Origin of the sequence: Cyclobacterium plantarum, from assembly GCF_011290685.1 — a bacterium.
GTDB classification, from domain to species: domain Bacteria; phylum Bacteroidota; class Bacteroidia; order Cytophagales; family Cyclobacteriaceae; genus Cyclobacterium; species Cyclobacterium plantarum.
The window spans coordinates 236,905-253,833 of the sequence record NZ_JAANYN010000008.1 but is presented as its reverse complement, the minus strand read 5'-3'; the positions used below and the strand labels follow the sequence as shown (position 1 = coordinate 253,833).

Below are 16,929 nucleotides of genomic sequence, written 5' to 3'. Positions count from 1 at the left end.
ACATTTTTGCCATGAATCCCAACCAAAGACTTTCGATCATGACTTTTCCGCAATATTTTGACGGAAACGAATTGCAGGTAAATATTGTGGTGCTACCAAGAGACCATAACCCATTAAATCCGATCATCACCGGACAGGAACCGGCAATTCCTGATGCTTCAGTGGCTTTTGCTGATGCCAGTTTTTCCTTTGGGGCCCAATTGGTCCAGGGATTTGGCGCAAATCCTTTACCACAACCACAGCCATTGGCAAACGCGCTCCCTGTAAACATCCAGGCTCCCCAAAACCCCAGGGAAATTTTCGAAGCCATGGCCAACCACCTGCAGATCCTGGATGTGAGCATGATAAACAGCAATGCCAGTTTACTGAATATTCCCCAATCCAGGCAATTTGAGGCTCCCAGGCCACGCAGTGTATCCGTCTACAAACACCTGCCCAAAACCTTCTTGAAAGCCACTGGGTTAAAAGCCATTAAAAGTAAAAATGCTTTTACGGATGATACCTATCATTGTGCCGTCAAAGCAGCAAATTTTTACCAGGGCTTTCAGCAAACCGGCCCCTCCATCAGTTGGGGAAAGGTTTTTGCCCATATACTCCGGCACCCCTTGCTGGCACGTGCTGCCGGATTTATTTATTCCTTTAATCTGCCCATTGCGGCGGATACTTTTCCGGAGGGAGGATTTTTGTACCTGGATTTGGCCGATGGTAGTAGTTTTAGTCCTCAGTTTGCTGCTGATGATACCTTTATCAAACGCTATGCAGCCCGTATTCCCATCTTGCGTCCCGGAGAACCGAGACAGGTATTTGCACCTTTGCTGTACCCGGTATTGAGTGTGCATGATGGGAATTATGATGAGCTTTTTATTGAAACAGCTATTTACGACGATGGTTTTGCAAAAACGGTTCATTGCCACCAGTCACCCCACCGGGATCCGTTGATAGAAGAAGTGGATGGATCCTATCCTTTAACGGATTCAGGTATTCAATTGGGATGGGATGATTTACAGTTACTGAATTGGTACATGCGGCAGCTGGCAGTCGATAGCAGCGTAGCCGGGCCGGTCAAAAGGCTGGATGCGCCTATAGGTATCAATGGTTTTGTAATTGATGTGCGGCAACAGGCTGCGGAAGGCGAGGAACCGGGAGTATGGGAATCTTTGAATTGGGTCAGCAACCGCAATACCTTCAGCCTGAGCCGAAACCCGGCCAATCCAGCCGATGCCATTGTATTGGGGGATTTTTCTGGTGATTTGCCTTACCAGGTATATCCCACTCAGCTGGATGGGACCGAACAGGTTACCGGAGAACGACAACCCTATTGGCTGCCCATGTATTTTGCCAACTGGACAGGACACAGCATGGTCCTTCCTGATGAGGATGCGGCTACGGTATACCAGACAACAAATCCCAACCTGGATGCTGACCCTGATGGACAGGCAGCCACCGACAAGGATGGAAATCCGGTAACCACAGGTACCGGCGTTTCCGGAGCAGCACAAAATCAACTGAACCAAATCTATCAGGCAGGACCTGTTAATGCCGTATTGCGTTATGGGCAAGGTTACGAATTCCGTGTCCGGATGCAGGATATCAGCGGTGGCGTACCGGCCATAGAGCGACAGCCCATCAATGAAACCCCTTCTGATATCGGATTTTGCCGTTTTAAGCGATTTATTTCTCCCATTCAGCCCCGAATTCTGGAAGTTGAAGCCAATCCCGAGGCTCAGCCAGGGGATGAACATCCTGTTACTGGCGTGGACGGACCAAACCAACTGGAAGCATTGACCATTCGCAGGCCTAAATTGGGCTATCCTGCAGTGGTATATACCGGTAAATATTCAAACCCAATTGACCGACTAATCGAACAGTCTAATCTGGGGCTCAGTCCTGAGGCAGGAGATGCGGAACATCGGGTGGGGCTGGGCATAGCCGACCCGGATGTGGACCGGGTGCAGATCACTGTGGAAATAGCCACATTGAAGCTGGACAAGTTGGAAAGCCTAAATGGAAAAGACGATTACATCCACCTGTACACCACCTATAGATACTTTCCGGCCATAGGGAATAATGAAGACGAGTATGAAGCTAACCTGAATATCCCCATCATTTACAGGGATATACAGGGAACAGACAAGGTTTTGCATACAGGGCCAACTTTAAATCTGGCTCAAGACCTGGGGTTGGAAGATGATATTGACCAGTTGAGTGAATTGGTATTACCTACAGGGAGAACAGCCAGGCTTACCATCAGGGCTGTTTGTGAGGATAAGGAAACAGATTCCCAAACAGAAGCTTATTATGGAGTAGTGGATGCAGCCAATCCCCAATTGGACGTCCGTTATGGCGCTTCTTTTTCCGTGTTGCTTTATCAACCTTCTCAAGATGAAACGGGGCTGTTGGTTCAGACCGCTGGCATTCCTGTTCTTCAGGGCTTGTACATGCGGCCTGATGCAACAACAGTCTTTGACGGTACCTGGAATACCCTGCTTTTCGGAAAATCTCAGGAAAATCAAAATAGTAATATTCAGCAAATTGCAGATAGATTGAACCTGGAAAGCAATGGGCTTACACTGTATGCTCCCAAAGGAAAAAGGGTGGTTTTTGGTTGCAGCAGTCGCATCCGGCACAGCCTGGCACCGGATGGCTCTTCCATAACTTTCGCATCCAAGGGTGATTTGTACCATCACTGGATCTGTTGTCTGAATTATGAGTTGGATCGTGACTGGATGTGGGATGCCATGCAGACCGAAGCATTTTGGGTTAGGCGATCCAAAAAATTCACGCATGATGCTGAAGGTAACGGTGAAACGGATGTAAGGGTAGGCAAAATCAAAATGATCCGAACTGCTTCATTTGAATCACTTGACAGTCCACAAAGAAACAGTACTCAATTGGTGTTTTTTGATGCCGTTGAGCCTAAACGGGATAATACGGAAAGCTTTCCTGATAGCATCGACCTAACCTACAGCCTGGAAGCAAGGTTCAAGTCCGATCATGGAGCCAGCCGTGATGATCTGGAAGCAACTGAAATGACACTGCCCATCACCAGTCCCCCGGCGCAGGTGCCTGTAATCGTGTCGGCTGGTTATGCTTTGTCCCCCTATATGCGGGATGAAAAGTACGAAAACAGCGAATCAAGGAAAAGGTATCTTTGGATTGAGTTTGATCAGCCGGTAAAGGATCCGCAAGACTGCTACTTTGCCCGGGTTTTGGCCCAGGCACCTGACCAATTGATCAGCAATAACCATCCTTCATTGTTTTTGTCGCCGGAGGAACCAACTTTGCCCATTGATCCTGAGTTTATTCGCATCGTTTCTCCTGCTTCTTCCAATGACCTGGCCGGTCTGAATGCCATGCAGGCCATGATAAAAAGCAAGGACAGCGATGTACATTATATCCTGCCCCTGCCACCCGGGCTACATGCCAACAGTGACGAAATGTTTGGCTTTTTTACCTATGAATTTCGGGTAGGACACTTTGAGCGGCCCCCAGTCAATGAGGGAGACGAAGGAGAAAAGGTGTGGACCACTGCTCAGGGTAGGTTTGGCCGAAGGTTAAAGATGCAGGGAATTCAACATCCCGCACCCGCCTTGTCTTGCATGCCCAATAGGGATAAAGATAAAATTTGGGTTACCGCGCCTTATGCCTCAGCGGTCCACAAAGGTAAAAATGTAACAGCAAATCCCCCCCGAACAGGATTATGGGCCTTGCTGTATGCACAAGTGAAAAGAGTCGATAACCAGGATTACCGCAACATCCTCCTGGATGACCGGCCCCTTGACTGGCGCGTTCAGGTAAAGGCAGCGGTACAGGAAAACATTCAGGAGTCTTACTCACAGCAGGAACTTCAACTGCTTAATCAGATCGCCATAAAAACCCTGAAAGGGCAGGGGGATATTTCTTCAGCAAGCAAATTCCTTAAACTAAAAACGGCAACGAACAAAAACAAGAATGCCACTAAATATGGAACCACTATATGGAGCAATACCGAAATCAATCAATTCTTACGTCTTTACGGATTGCCTACTGATGCCTCTTTGAGCGTGGTAGTGGTGGAAGTATTGCCGCATATTAAAAATGTATTCGACCATGTATCCGGACTTGAAGATGCGCTGGTCGCTCAATCTACCAGTAATTTTATGAGTTCAGGTCAGCGAGAATCCTTTAATCAAAGTTACAAGCAGCGTTTTGGCACAGCAGCGGGCAGCACAGCCGCCCCCGTAAATTTAAATAGTCCGGTCAGTAATGAGTTGGGCCATCACCGTATATTGCGTACTTCCAGGCTGACCAAGGTGCCTGATATATGTTGCACCGATTGTGATTGATTTTGGTTTTTATTCAGATAATTTCACTCTAATAACTTGAGTTCGATTGAATTTCGTTAAAAAACCGTCATTCCGAGAAGTAACATTTTAAAAAAACGCAGAAAGCGGGCTTCGGCAGGCTCAGCCTAAAAGCGATCTGTTTCGGAGCGGCGGCATATATCCATCGGGAAATGGGAATAGGATCGAAAGGTCGTCCCCGTACCCCCTCAGACTGCCGCGGGTGCATGGCTATTTTCGATTCCCTTTTTATTCCCGTCTGCGCCCTCGCAGTGACGACAAGACCCGTCATCGGTAGACTTAACATTTTATAAAACGCAGAAATCGGGATGACGATAGGTTTTTTGCATTATAGGGGAATATAAAATTCTCATTGTTCAATGGATAATGGTGAGTCATAGGCTGTTTATGGTATTTTAGCTTGTTTCTATTGTACTTTTTGTCCCGATTTTTCATCGGGAACAAAAAAATCCTTCTCCCCACAAACCTGCCGCACCCCCGGTTTTTTGTCGGGCCAGCGCTCTTTTCGTATTAAAATTTTTCTCTTCTTTATCTAACAGATTTTTTAGGGTTTCTTCTTTATAAAAACAACTGATTCAATTACTTCACAGGTAGGCTTAACATTTAGAAATTACACAAATCAGGATGATATTGTTTGTTTTTCAATACATTGATTTACAGTGATTTAACAAAAACGTCATCGGTAGGCTTAAAGCCGGTTTTGAGCGGTGAAAGCCGTGGGAATCACTGGCCAAAGGAGACTGCCACCCCCTTTCCCAGCACCTATACCCAGGACAAAGGGTTCGCAGTGACGATTCAATTGGCTTTTATTGACGGTCTTAATTCGAATTCAGTTCATCAATATATAAATGTTTGATTTTCAGTATATTTCTCTTTTTATGTTCTAAATTAATTGAAGTAAACTGGCAAATGTATCGGGCATCGATTCATAGAGGATCCCGTTTAATTGTTTGAGATAGGGAGCCTTGCAAGAGACTGATTAAGGATTTTTTTTTAGGTATTTTTCAGATTGGAGTCTTTCCTTTCCGGTTAATTCGTTTATCACATGTTCTTTTTTTCGAAAATGGGTATATTTAAAACTTTTCTACCCGATAGGGCAATTCGAACGTTTCAGATAAAAAACACCATGCAAATCCCCAGTTTAAGCACAATAAGAAAAGAACTACAGCACAAAGAGCCAAAAGAATTGATTGAGTTGATACTACACCTGAGTAAACTCAGCCGGGATAACAAAGCTTTCCTTTATTTTAAATTATTCGATACCGAAACATCCACACTTTTTATCGATACTTTGAAGGAAGAACTGGAAATTGCATTTTTTAAGGCCAACAAGAACAATTATTACCTGGCAAAAAAATCAGCACAAAGTATTCGTAAAATCCTGAATAAAAACCTGAAACTTACAAAGGATCCTACTGCAAGGATTGAAATCATTGCCTTTTTTTGCAAAAAACTACAGGAATTTGGCTACCTGGAGTACCGGCACCCGGTTATAGAAAATTTATATGCATTACAAGTAGGTAAAGTGGAGAAATTGATAGAAAAGTTGCATGAAGACCTACAGTACGATTACCAGAAACTCCTGGAAACCCTTAAAAAGCCTTATCAATAGATTCAGATTTTCTTCAGATTATTGCCTTACTTTGCAAGCTATCCTTTTATGTTGAACCATAATTTGTAATTTTAGGAGATTATCAGCAGTAGCATTGTTGGTCAACTGTAGCGTAACAAAATATATCCTATCATGGAAGTAAACCTTTATTTATATCTAAACTTAAAAAAATAGTTCTTTTGCCTGATACCCAACAATTTAGAAATAACCGTTTTCCAATTTCCCTGTATAGATTACAAGGCAGTTTTAATTTTATTTTTTTTCTTTTTCTTGTAGGGATTTCGGCAGGATGTGGGAATAAGGTTACTACAAGAGATGTACCGATAACCACTCCTGATGCTTTTTCCCTTCCCACCGGCTCTTATGAGCTGGAGGCTGACTGGTGGAAAGCTTTCGGGGATCCCGAACTTAATGGAATGGTTGATAGTGCCCTTTTTCATAACCTGGAATTAAAAGGTTCCTGGTATCAGGTAGCACAGGAAGCCAGTAACGTTGCCATAATCGCGTCAGAAAGGGTTCCTCAGGTTTTTTTGGAACTTCAGGGTGGAGCAAGTCGTCCTGTTCCTGATTTTGTTGGAGGAGAGAATACTCAGTTGTCTCTCCGCAGCAGCTATGAAGTGGATCTTTGGGGAAGGGTAAAGCAAAGTAAGTTGGCTGCGGAAAGCAGGCTGAAGGCGAGTTACCTGGACTACCAAACGCTGGCCATAAGTATTGCTGGAGAGGTGGCGCTCACCTGGTTTTCCTTGCAGGCTTTTATGGAGCAACTCGAACTTATTCGCCAACAAACCGAATACAACGAACAGGTTTTGGCATTGATCCGGGCGAGATTTGCCAGCGGACAGGTGAGGGGAGTGGATATTCTCCGTCAGGAACAGCTGATTCAAAATACCCGGGAGCAGTCCATGGCCATACAAATTGAAGTAAAAACCCTACAAAACAGGTTGGCGGTATTGCTTGGAAGAGCTCCGGGAAATCTTTCCCTTCCTTCGGAAAGTCAATTGCCTGAATTGGGACCTTTGCCAGATGCCGGCCTACCTATGGAATTGATCAACCGTCGCCCTGATATTCAAAGTAGTTTTCATCAAATGGAGGCAGCAGACAGGGAGGTGGCAGTCGCCATTAGCAATACTTACCCCAGGCTGACTTTTAACTTCACCGGTGCACTCCGATCCAATACCCTTACCAATCTGGTAGAATCCCAGGCAGCCTCTTTGACCAGTAGTTTGCTGATGCCTCTTTTTTATGGAGGAAGATTAAAGGCTGAAAAAAGACAAGCCGAGGCTTTCCGGGAGCAACAAATACAAGCTTATGGGCAAACAGTTTTGCTAGCATTGCAGGAAGTGGAAGATGCCCTGAACCGGGAAAACCTACAAAAGGAGCGTATCGGTTACCTTGAGAATCAGCTTAACCTTGCGGAAAGGGCCTTTCAGCAACTGCGTGTGGAATACCTGAACGGCTCCATCGCTTACCTGGATGTCCTGGTTACGCTGGACCAGATGCAGCAATTGAAACGAGATTTAGTAAATGCCAAATTGGATCAGCTGTTGTTTAGGGTGTCTTTGTACCGCGCCCTGGCCGGTGGCTTTCCAACACCCAATGAAACCGGTGGAGAATTTACCATGAATGAAAACACAATTCCTACAAAATGACGAAAAAGAAAACCGTATGGATTAGCCTGGCTTTAGTGGCAGGAAGTATCCTTGTAGCCTTGATCTTTTTTTGGACAGCCCCTGAGGCAGAAATGGAGGGTGCTTCCAAAACCACCGCCATGCTGGTGGATGTGGTTCAGGCAGAAAAGGGCGATTTTTCACCTACTGTCGTGGCTACCGGAATTGTGCAGCCGGCTACTGATATTTCGCTGAGCAACCAGGTAGGAGGGGAAATTACGCGTATTGCTCCTCAATTCCTTCCAGGAGCGTATGTGAATAAAGGAGATTTGTTGCTACAGATCAATCCTGCAGACTTTGAAAATACACTGATGCTTAGGAAAAGTGATCTGGCTTTGGCGGAATCAAATTATAAGGTAGAATTGGGACGTCAGGATGTGGCACAAAAAGATTACGAATTGATTGGAGATGAATTATCAGTGGAAAATCGCGATTTGGTCCTCCGGAAGCCCCAACTTGAAGCTGCAAAGGCCAATGTAGCTGCCGCAGAAGCTGCAGTCAACCAGGCATCACTGGATTTGGAAAGGGCCGGCATCCGGGCACCTTTTGATGCGCATATTTTGAGCCGAAACGTGAATCTGGGCTCGCAAATACCGCCGGGATCTGATCTGGGAAGATTGGTTGGGATTGAGGAATACTGGGTGGTAGCCAATGTGCCACTTTCCAAGGTCAACTGGCTGGATATTGAAGAAAATACCGACGGCTTGGGGGCTCCCGTCAAAATAGTTCATCCTGCAGCCTGGGAACCCGGGCAATTCCGGCAAGGCAGGGTTTCACGCCTGGTTGGCGCATTGGATAACCAAACAAGGTTGGCGAGAGTTATCATTGGGGTGGAAGATCCATTGGTTAGGTTAAAACCTGATCCGGAAAAGCCACCGCTGATCATCGGGACCTTTGTGGAAGTACAGATTGAAGCCCGTAAATTGGAAGATGTGACCCGCCTGGAAAGGCAATACATCCGACCTGGCAATACTGTTTGGGTCATGCAGGATGGAGAATTGCAAATAAAGCAGGTCAGCATCCTTTTCGAAGATCAGGATTATGCCTATATTAATGAAGGGTTGGAAGACAATGCTCAGGTAGTGGCCACCGATTTGGCTACAGTCGTGGATGGATCACCACTTCGATTGGATGAAGACTAAAACACCATAGCCATGAAAGAAGGAAAAAAACCGGATACAGAAAAAGGAGCCATCGCTTTTATGGCCAGGAGGCCCATCATCACCAATCTTTTGATGGTCATCTTGCTTGCCGGTGGTGTATATACCATGTACACCATCCAGAAAGAGGTGTTTCCACAGTTCCAGCTGGATATTGTTGAAGTGTCTGTGGTTTATCCCGGCGCAGCTCCGGAGGAAGTGGAACAGGGCATCGTGCTGCCGGTAGAAGAAACAGTTCGACAGGTGCAGGGTATCAAGGAAATCATTTCTTCGGCCAATGAAGGCTCTGGTACGGTGGAGATATGGTTGATTCCGGGTACCGATCGCATGAAGGCTCTACAGGACATCAATCAGGCTGTTAGTAGGATACAAACTTTTCCTGATGATATCGAAAGGCCTCAGATTATCCTGCAAAACCAACAAATGGATGTGATACAGGTAGGTATTTATGGCGATGTGGACGTTTGGACACTTCGCATATTGGCTGAAAGATTGCGGACCCGTTTTCTAAGTAACAACGAAATATCCCAGGTAGAAATCGGCAATGTGCCTGATTTTGTAACTCATGTTGAAATCCCCCGAAATACCCTGTTGAAATACAACCTTACATTGGGGCAAGTGGCGGATCTGATTGAAAATTCAAGCCGGGATATTCCTGCCGGATCCATTGAAACCCTTTCTGGAGAAATTCTCCTGCGAATGGAAGAACGCAAACTCGTGGCTGATGAATTCGCAAAAATTGATATAATTTCTTCCGAGTCCGGATCCACTGTTACTTTAGGGGATATCGCCAGTATACGGGACGGATTTGAAGAAGTAGGATTTCACGGGCAATTTGAGCAACAAAATACAGTAGATCTGGAAGTGTTCCGAATAGGTAACCAATCTCCCCTGGAAATAGAAGCAGCTGTAAAAACCATCCTGGAAGAATTTAAACCAAGCCTGCCACCAGGTGTTCAGGTTCGGGTGGAAAGCAATAGGGCCGAGGATTTTCGTGAAAGACTTTCACTGCTCACAGAAAACGGATTAATGGCCATTTTGATCGTTCTCGTTATCTTAGGCCTGTTTTTGGAATACCGGTTGGCTTTCTGGGTAATGATGGGCATGACCATTTCTTTTATTGGTGCCATGATTTTTTTCCCTGCAGTAGGGATTAGCATCAACATGATATCCATGTTTGGCTTTTTGATTGTCCTAGGTATTGTTGTGGATGATGCTATTGTAGTGGGAGAAAATATTTATGAATACCGGCAAAAGGGTTACTCTCACATGGATGCCGCCATTTTGGGAGCCAAAGATGTATCCAAGCCGGTGGTTATCAGTATTCTGACAACCGTAATGGCTTTTGTACCGCTTTTATTTATTCCGGGCGAAACCGGTAAATACTGGTGGCCACTTCCGGTGGTAGTGATAGTGGTACTATTTGTCTCGTTATTTGAGGCATTATATATTTTACCTTCGCATGTCACCAAGGCCCCCAAATCAAAAAAACATCCCTGGGTAATAAAGCTGGAAACCTGGCAAGGTACTATTGCCGAAGGTTTCAACCGCTTTGTCAATCGGACATACAAACCCTTTCTGGACCTGTGCTTGCGAAATCGCTACCTCACCTTTTCTGCTGCCATCTCCTTACTGATACTGGTGGGTGGTTTTGGCTATAGCGATCACATGGGCATGGTGCTGATGCCCGAAGTGGCAGCCGATGAAATTGAGGCCGCTGTACGCCTTCCTGTGGGTACAACAAATGACCAGGCAGCAAAAATTGCTAAGGAAATTACTACCAATACCCGAAAAATGTTTGAAACCCATAACCTTTACGAGGTGGCAGAAGGGGTGAAAACGAATGTACGGGGAAAGGATTTTATTGATGTAGAGATTGTCATGAAACCACCGGATGAGCGAGATATGAGCCCTAAGGAACTGATTGCCCTATGGAGGGAAAACATTGGCGATATCAAAGGTGTGGATCAAATTAATTTTGAGGCGGAGCGAGGCCCGGGTGGAGCACGTCAGGATATCAGTGTGGATCTAAGTCACCCTGATATTGAGGTGCTGGAGCGAGCCAGCGAAGAATTTCTGCAAAGAGCCAATGAGTTTTCTGAAACCCGGGATGTCAGTGACAATTACAATAAAGGGAAATTGCAGTTGGGTTTTGAACTACTACCAGAAGGCCGAAACCTTGGACTTACTCCCAACATCGTGGGGCAGCAAATTCGTGATGCTTTTTTCGGGGCCCTTGCCATGCGCCAACTTCGGGGAATCAATGAATTTGAGATTCGCGTAAAATTACCCCTTGAAGAACGCAAAGATATGGACTACCTGGAGGATTTTATCATTCAGGCACCCAATGGTACCGCTGTTCCTTTATTGGATGTAGTGCGCATCAAGGAAGGTGAAACCTTTACCAATATCAATCGCAGGGATGGTAAAAGAGTAGTAAATGTGGGCATGGACGTGGAACCTCCTGCCGCCCAGACCCGGGTACTCAAGGCGATGAATGAACGGGTATTGCCCCAGTTGCGGGCTGACTTTCCAGGATTAGCCTGGACCTATGAAGGCAGTCAAGCGGAAATGCGGGAATCTACGGAGGCGCTTTGGTCCGGTTTTATTATTGCCATGTTGTTGATTTTCTGTCTGTTGGCAGTGGCTCTAGGCAGCTACACTCAGCCTATAGTGATCATGATGGCCATTCCATTTGGCATCGTAGGGGCAGTTATAGGTCATATTCTGTTAGGGTATGACTTGTCACTTGTAAGTTTAATGGGCGTAATTGCCCTTTCCGGAGTTGTGGTAAACGATTCCCTGATCATGATTGATTATGCCAACAAACACCGTGGTGAACACACTTCAGCATTTGAAGCCATCCATGAAGCGGGAGTAAGGAGGTTTCGGCCCATTATTTTAACCACCCTGACTACCTTTGGAGGTTTGACCCCCATTATTATGGAAACCTCCAGTCAGGCCATGCAATTAATTCCTATGGCCATTTCTCTGGGTTTTGGAATTATTTTCGCTACCGCCATTATTTTGGTAATCGTACCGTGCCTCTATATGATCTTTGATGACCTGGTACAGGCAGCCAAACCCGAAAAAGAAGAAAAAATACCGGCATGATAATTTGAAATTTGGCGTATATTCGAACAAATTTAAAAAAGTTATGATATCATTTGTTCGATTTATTCTGCTCGTATTATTTCTGAGCAGCCCTTTTCTGCTCAAAGCACAAGTAGTGGATCAGGAAGTTCACCGCGTAGTATTCCAGGTCACCAAAGGAGAAGCCGCGGATCAGGAGCAGGCCGTCGGTCAGCTCAATAATATCCTTAAAGCCTTACCCAATGCGGAAATTGAAGTTATTTGCCACGGAAAAGCCTTGCCATTGCTCCTTGAAGCAGAGAGTCAGGTAAAAGATGGTATAGTTGATCTGCTTACGCGAGGCGTGGTATTCGCTGCTTGTGAAAACACCATGCGCAGGGCCAAGGCGAGTAAGGAGGACCTGATTTCCGGCGTGATCACGGTTCCATCAGCCCTGGCAGAAATCATTCTGAAACAGGAGCAGGGCTGGGCATATATTAAGGCAGGTAATTAATCTTTCACCGTTTTCCGGGAAGTGGCTTTTTACCGATAAGCGCCCAAATTGGTTTGCCGTCCTCGGATGCCCTGGCACCAATATCGATAAGCAAGCGCTTGGTTGTAGTCTCGTCTGCACCGATCACATGTTTTAGTGTATCCAGTTCCCGCCATTGATGTGCTGCATCATTTAATAAGCGGAGAAGCAGGTCTTTCCTGGATTTATCTTTTTTGGCTTCCGATTTTTCTTTAAGATAATGCCCTAACCAAGTCCCTGCCAGGGTAGCCAGGGAACCGATCACCGCCCCTGAAAAACCGATAAAGGCTATCCAAATAGTATCAGACATGTTCTATATGATTGTTTTTCAGTAATTTAATACAATGTATTTTAGGTGAAAATCAAATTTTAAAGGTACGTAGCGGCAACGGTTTAATTATCCGTATCTACAGCGGAGCCGCCTTCCATCCAATTGGGAAAAACCTCTCCTAATCCCTCTACCATAAATTGGACCGCAATAGCAGCAACAATTAAACCAAACAACCTGGTAAACCCCGCAAAGACAATATCATCGACTTTGTTTTCTACATAATGGGAAAAACTGAAAACAATAAAAAGCAAAAAGTAACTCAGTAATAACACGCCTGATAAGCCGGCATAGGTACTTGCATTTGTAGCGCTAGAACTGTACAGCAATACTGTGGTGAGGGAACCCGGTCCAGCCAACATGGGAATGGCCAGGGGAACCATTACTTTTTCGAAACGTAATTTTGCCAATTTCAGATCCGTATCCGCTTCCTCCTGTATGTCCTGAAGTTTGGTGGCGGAACCCTGGATCATAGACAATGCCGTAAACATCAACAAAAATCCCCCTGCAATTTTAAATACTTCAATGTCAATACTGAAGAATCCCAAAATATATTTTCCAAGCAATAAAAACACCAGTAAAATAAAAAAGGAGGTGGCGGTAACCATCAGGGCTACCGTTCTCCTGATCCCTGGGGTTGAATCTCCCGTTAATTCATACCAAATGGGTATCTGTCCAATGGGATTTACCATGGCCAGCATGGCCGCCAGAAAATTAAGATTCAGACTCCAATCCATAGTTAATACAAGAAATTTTTTGGTTTACTAACCTCAAGCAGGATGTATGCCAAAAACAGAATTGGCGTATTACCTAAATTTATTTGTACCAAACCCTTTCCTCCAGACCCCTGGGACCAAAGATCGGAGGCTTTTCTCCGGCTTCCAAGGCGCCCAAATCCGGTGCTTTTCCGGCATAATCATCGTTGACATTGGGTATCACGGTGCCTTTATCCACAGCACTACCATTTGGATTTAAAGTAAAATTCAGGTCTTCAGCATGGTAAATACGATGGGGTTTTTCGGGATCCGGGGCTTCCATTTCGTTGAACACTCCATAATCTAGCAAAAGGCCATTTGCCTCCAGACCACTGGCAGCAAACAAGGTTTCCAGGGAGGAAAAACCTTGCACATCCCCGCTGCTTGCCTCATAATCGTATACCTTATTATTTGCCGGCCCAAGATAAAGGAAATGATTTTCAGTTTGGGGATTGGTCCGGTATCCGTTGTAATCTGAGGTAGAATAAGCCGTTGCAAAGGGAAAGGCATTCACCGGCCTTCCTGAAACGTTGGTACTCATAAAGAGGTTGTTCCTGAAATGGGCATTTGAAAAAGTCTGGGTATTCCTGTTTTCCGAAATAATGGTGTTGTGGTAAACCAATAAACCTGCAGGCTTGGCCATAAATTTGAAGGCATACCCGTTGGGTATGTGGTACATGACATTTCTTATAAAATAAGCCGGCCCCCCAAAAACCGGCTGGGCGCTGAGTGCACATTGGGCTGCATTGACCCCCCGGTTTCTCATGACCCGGATATTGTGGACGCCTCCGTCTGCTTCTATAAAGTCATCTACCATCAAGTGAATGTCATTGTTGTAGATATCAATCGAAACGGCCTTCAGTTCCTGTTCTTCCTCCGGCCTGCCGTAGGTGGATATATTGATCCCATCGTGAAAATAGGCCACTGCGTTGTGGCAAATAACATGCCCCGAACCATAGACTTTTATGCCCATATAACTTTTCAAAGGGCTGGGAGGATAAGGGTCCGGATTGGCCCAACCCACCAGGTGGTTTCGGGGATCTCTTCCTAAAATTACATTATCTGCAATATAGAAGTCTCTTGATCCGGCAAATTCCGAAATCAAACCAATACCTACTTCTTCCATCCGGCAATTGCGGACGGTAAGGTTACTGGCACCCACCACTCCCTTGGTACCCGCAGAAAACACAATATCCGTATTGCGGAAGGTTAGATTTTCAAAAATATGGTGGGTTGTTCCCATAATATCAAATAATCGATGGGCACCATTTCCATCAAAAATGGCTGCCCCATCGCCGGCGCCCCGGATGACAATGGGTTTTTCTTCGGTGGCTTTGACATTCAGGACATAAGTCCCATCAAATGGGATCCCATGTGGGTCAACATAATTCAGTAAGTCTGCCTTATAAGTACCGGCATGTACCAATATAATGTCTCCGGGTTGAACAGTTTTCTCACTTACCACAGACCAATCACCCAGTCCGGAACCATAATAGGCTTTTTTTAAACCCTTAAAAGATGGTTCTTCCTTTTCACCTTTAAAGTCCGGCGGGTAGACATGGAGGGTTCGCCCTCCCTCATAAGCAACCGGCACTGCCCGTGTGTTAACCTTTATTTCGTGAAATGCAATTCCTTCGACCCCATCCGGATCGGAAAGTTCAAAACGACATTCGTACCTGGTGTTCGGTTTAAGATCCAAAATGCTCCCTGCAAATTGATGGGGAACCGTATATGCCAATTGTTCCATTTCCCGAAACACCTTTTCGCCACCAATCCGCAATAAAGGCATGCCATCCAGCCATTTGGAAGTACCCTCCTCCCGGTAGCTGACTTTTACCGCTGCATTGCGGTTTTTATCTCCTTCAATTTTCCACTCAAATCCAAGGTTTAAAAGGGTAGGGGGTTCTGTGATAAATTCCCCGGAACTTACCGCATCCTGTGCGCTCAGCCTCCCTAAGCATAGGAAAAACAGTAAAAATAATAAAGGAATAAAGGATTTTAAATGGAGAATGCAGTTGTGCTCGGGTTTCATGTGTGGTAATTTTTTGAAACAAGATAAAAAATTACCAGTATTAATGCATACTTAGGCCAGGCAGAAACTGATTAGAAGTTCGAAAATAGATAGACAGCCGATTTGGAATCGCTGGGAATTGATTGGTTAAAAAGGAAAAATGCGCTTTTCGGATATGAAATGATTAAAATAGGTTAAGATTTAGTTGCTTAAACCAGCCAACCAAAAGCCATAAAAAAAACATCGGCAGAGAGCAACCTAAAAACAATCTATAAAAGACTTTTTATTGACCAGACAAAAAACCCTGTTTTTTTTTAGTTATCAGGCCTTTCAAACAGAGAGGCATCAATGCCAGGAATCACCTGTATAGCATTTTTATAGTAGATTTTTCGCAAGACAGGGTCGGGGAGGGCCAGGCCATACATTTTCCAATGCGCATGCCGTTTTCTGTAATAATCGAAATACTCGTCACTGGTCTCCAGCACACGGAAATAAGTGTAGTACTCTTCCTTGTTATAGGCATCTTTTCCCATCATAACCCGGTCCTGATAGGCTATCAACCAGGCCCTGGCCGTCACCGGTTGTCTTCCTAATTCCGCCAAAACGGCACCTAATTCGGTATACACATTCGGCATTTCATCCAGCAAATTTCCCAATCGCGCAAGGTCGTTGCCAAACCAACCCAAATGGGCTGCAATGAATTTGGTATTCGGATGTTTTCGGAAGACATTGTGCTGTTCGGCCATTACTTCCTCAAAAGAAGGATTTGCCTCCGGATCCTTGTACCTCGAAGGGTATTGCTTGAGCTCCAGCCATCGCTCATTGTGCTTGTCTTTAGGCAGCCAGAAAGCAGCAGGTTCACCGGTATGGATCAACACCGGGATGCCCAATTCACCACACTTGGCCCATATAGGGTCCAAACGGGGGTCATCAACCTGTATTCTATTACCCTCATTATCCGTCTCAGTGAGGCCTAAAGTCTTATATACTTTCAAGCCTTTTACACCCATCTTAACCGCCTCTTCCATCATGGTCAGGGTTTCATTTGGCCAGCCCTCGTCATCCAGCTTTTCGAAATCGAGATTCATGAAAAGGATAAATCGATTGCTATACTTTTCGTTGACATTGCTCAGCGACCACTCCAGGTATTTTCCTCTAAAACCACTTAAATTAACCATTACGGCCATGTTCAGATCATCCATCTCCTGTACCAATTTGTCCAGATTTTGAATGGGCATGGTAAACTGGTGGTTATGCACATCTACGAAAGGATACTTCGCACTGGTGAGTAGGTGTTCTGGCACTTTAAGCGTGGATACAGGTGCATATTCTTCTACATCCATCAGGTTAAGCCTATACTGAATTTTACCTATAAGCCAATACGCCAGGCCCAGAAACAATAAAAACGAAAGGGGCATCCAAACCCATTTCTTTTTAGAGAATGCCATT

Annotated in this window: 10 protein-coding genes; 6 read left to right on the top strand and 4 right to left on the bottom strand. The window is 45.2% G+C overall.

Translation table 11 applies throughout. The annotated features are described in order from the left end of the window. Positions 1–11 precede the first annotated feature (11 nt). The 6 genes from G9Q97_RS18535 to G9Q97_RS18510 all read left to right on the top strand — a co-directional run bounded on the left by G9Q97_RS18535 (position 12) and on the right by G9Q97_RS18510 (position 12,368). Positions 12–4,325 carry a hypothetical protein gene (locus G9Q97_RS18535; RefSeq protein ID WP_166149545.1) on the top strand — a complete coding sequence of 1,438 codons (4,314 nt, stop codon included), beginning with the start codon at positions 12–14 and terminating at the stop codon, positions 4,323–4,325. Positions 4,326–5,469: 1,144 nt separating this feature from the next. After that, on the top strand, positions 5,470–5,955 hold the full coding sequence (locus tag G9Q97_RS18530; RefSeq protein WP_166149543.1) for a hypothetical protein: 486 nt from the start codon (positions 5,470–5,472) through the stop codon (positions 5,953–5,955). A 179-nt stretch (positions 5,956–6,134) separates the two neighbouring features. Further along, the gene (locus G9Q97_RS18525; protein WP_166149541.1) at positions 6,135–7,604 is read left to right on the top strand and encodes an efflux transporter outer membrane subunit; all 1,470 of its coding nucleotides are present in this window, start codon (positions 6,135–6,137) and stop codon (positions 7,602–7,604) included. After that, positions 7,601–8,764 carry an efflux RND transporter periplasmic adaptor subunit gene (locus tag G9Q97_RS18520; protein WP_166149539.1) on the top strand — a complete coding sequence of 388 codons (1,164 nt, stop codon included), beginning with the start codon at positions 7,601–7,603 and terminating at the stop codon, positions 8,762–8,764. The genes G9Q97_RS18525 and G9Q97_RS18520 overlap by 4 nt, the downstream gene beginning before the upstream one ends. 12 nt (positions 8,765–8,776) lie before the next feature. Next, positions 8,777–11,896, top strand: coding sequence for an efflux RND transporter permease subunit (locus G9Q97_RS18515; protein ID WP_166149537.1), 3,120 nt, complete (start codon positions 8,777–8,779; stop codon positions 11,894–11,896). A gap of 43 nt (positions 11,897–11,939) precedes the next feature. Beyond that, entirely contained in the window at positions 11,940–12,368 is a 429-nt protein-coding gene (locus tag G9Q97_RS18510; RefSeq protein WP_166149535.1) for a DsrE family protein, read from the top strand. Between the two features lie 4 nt (positions 12,369–12,372). Here G9Q97_RS18510 and G9Q97_RS18505 read toward each other — a convergent pair whose 3' ends face one another. From G9Q97_RS18505 to G9Q97_RS18490, 4 genes are all read right to left on the bottom strand, one after another. Next, entirely contained in the window at positions 12,373–12,696 is a 324-nt protein-coding gene (locus G9Q97_RS18505) for a hypothetical protein (RefSeq protein ID WP_166149533.1), read from the bottom strand. 83 nt (positions 12,697–12,779) lie between these two features. After that, a complete protein-coding gene (locus tag G9Q97_RS18500) occupies positions 12,780–13,451 on the bottom strand; it encodes a MarC family protein (protein ID WP_166149531.1) in 672 nt (223 codons plus the stop codon). Between the two features lie 79 nt (positions 13,452–13,530). Further along, the gene (locus G9Q97_RS18495) at positions 13,531–15,501 is read right to left on the bottom strand and encodes a right-handed parallel beta-helix repeat-containing protein (RefSeq protein WP_166149529.1); all 1,971 of its coding nucleotides are present in this window, start codon (positions 15,499–15,501) and stop codon (positions 13,531–13,533) included. 293 nt (positions 15,502–15,794) lie between these two features. Then, positions 15,795–16,928: an amidohydrolase family protein gene (locus G9Q97_RS18490; RefSeq protein WP_166149527.1), complete on the bottom strand. Its 1,134-nt coding sequence runs from the start codon at positions 16,926–16,928 to the stop codon at positions 15,795–15,797. Between the last annotated feature and the right edge of the window lies 1 nt (position 16,929).